General features: G+C 47.5%; 1 protein-coding gene. It reads left to right on the plus strand.

Going from position 1 to position 1,841, the window contains the following annotated elements; translation table 11 throughout:
* Positions 1 to 560 precede the first annotated feature (560 nt).
* The coding region (gene ltrA, locus AB4263_RS19445; protein WP_372098723.1) for a group II intron reverse transcriptase/maturase at positions 561 to 1,841 on the plus strand (1,281 nt) is incomplete at its 3' end.

A 1,841-nucleotide genomic window follows, 5' to 3' on the forward strand; every position in this document is an offset into this window, starting at 1 on the left:
TGCGCCGAGCATGGCGTTGATCTAGGAGGTGAAAGTCCTCTACGGGCTCAGTCGAGCGAGAACCGTTAGCCTATGCAAGGGTGTTCACCGTGAGGTGAAATCTGAAGGAAGCAAATGGCAAAACTTGGTTGTGACGAACAGAAATCTGATAGTAGGCCATTACAACTTGGGCAACCTAGCCATAGATAGAATAGCCCAATGCCTCGACGGGAAGTGTGTAGTGGTAAATCAGGCACAGCCAAGGGAAAGAACAACGTCTTACCTCGGGAGATCTTATGGTTTGTCTCAATAGAGACTAATACAGCAGTGATGTTGTGTGATGAGCAATAAGAAGTCAGCAGAAGGCATAGTACTTTGAGAATGTACAACTCAAAGGAAGGCCTGAACTGAATATATCAAGAAGCAGTCACTAGACACTCAATCATGTGGAGTCATAGCAAGATGAAACTCATCTCTACGTCCCAAAGGGCAATACCGCAAGTAAAGCTCATGGATACGAAGAATGACAAGCATGGTCGGCGTAGACAGGAGGGCGAGTCTTGGTGACCTCAACTTCGTTGATGGAGCAAATCTGCTCCTCAACCAATTTGAATCAAGCTCTTAGACGCGTGAAGAAGAACAAAGGGTGTGCAGGAGTCGACAAGCTCGACATCAACGCCACTATCTCAAGACTTCGACAGGCATCAAACGGGCAAGAGCTTCGCCAGAGTCTTCTGGATGGAAGCTATCAACCTCAACCTGTTCTTGGTGTAGAAATCCCCAAAGCTAGTGGTGGCGTAAGGCAATTAGGTATCCCAACAGTCCTTGATAGGGTAGTCCAACAGGCAATCACATCAGTGCTGTCATGTATCTATGAGCCGAAGTTCTCCGACAGTAGTTACGGGTTTAGACCCAACCGCAGTGCGCACCATGCATTGTCGGCCGCCAGTCGCTACATCCGAGAGGGTCGAGGTTATGTAGTAGATATCGACCTAGCAAAATACTTCGATACAGTGAATCACGATAGGCTAATGCACAGGCTGTCACAAGATATTGCTGATAAACGCGTGTTAAAGCTAATTAGGTCATACCTACAGGTAGGCATAATGCGACATGGACTAGTTGAGCAGAGACAACGAGGCACACCCCAGGGTGGGCCATTATCTCCGCTACTATCAAATATTGTATTAGATGAACTGGATAAAGAGCTAGAGCGTAGAGGGCATAAGTTCTGTCGATATGCAGATGACTGTCAAATCTACGTGCGTAGTGAGGAAGCCGCTCATCGAGTCAGAGAGTCGATAACGGAGTTCTTGGAGCAGAAACTAAAGCTGACGGTAAACCGTAAGAAAAGTGCAGCAACGAGAGTGACAAAGCGAACTTACCTAAGCCACCGCTTCCAGATAGACGGAAGAATCGGGATATCGAAGACGGCACAAGCTCAAATGAAGAAGCGAGTACGTCAGATAACGAAGCGAAATCGAGGACGAGAGTTACAGGTGATAATCACGGAGTTAACTCAATATCTAAGAGGATGGCAACACTACTTCAAGCTTACTGTTAGTAAAAGTGCAATGCAGCGCTTAGACGAATGGATACGGCGTAGATTAAGGTGCTACCGACTAAAGCAGCGCAAACGCAGACACAGCATAGCGATATGGTTACAGCGACAAGGTGTAACGGAGCGTAATGCGTGGAAGCTAGCGATGTCAGATAAGGGTTGGTGGCATCTAGCTTCAACGCCACAGGTTAATCACGCCATGCCAATAAAATGGTTCGAGGGGTTGGGGCTGTACTCACTAAGAGATGGGTACGAGTCACTGAAAGTATATTCGGAACCGCCGTATGCGACCCACGCTTGT

Origin of the sequence: Vibrio sp. 10N.261.55.C5 (genome assembly GCF_041470505.1) — a bacterium.
Taxonomy (GTDB): domain Bacteria; phylum Pseudomonadota; class Gammaproteobacteria; order Enterobacterales; family Vibrionaceae; genus Vibrio; species Vibrio crassostreae_C.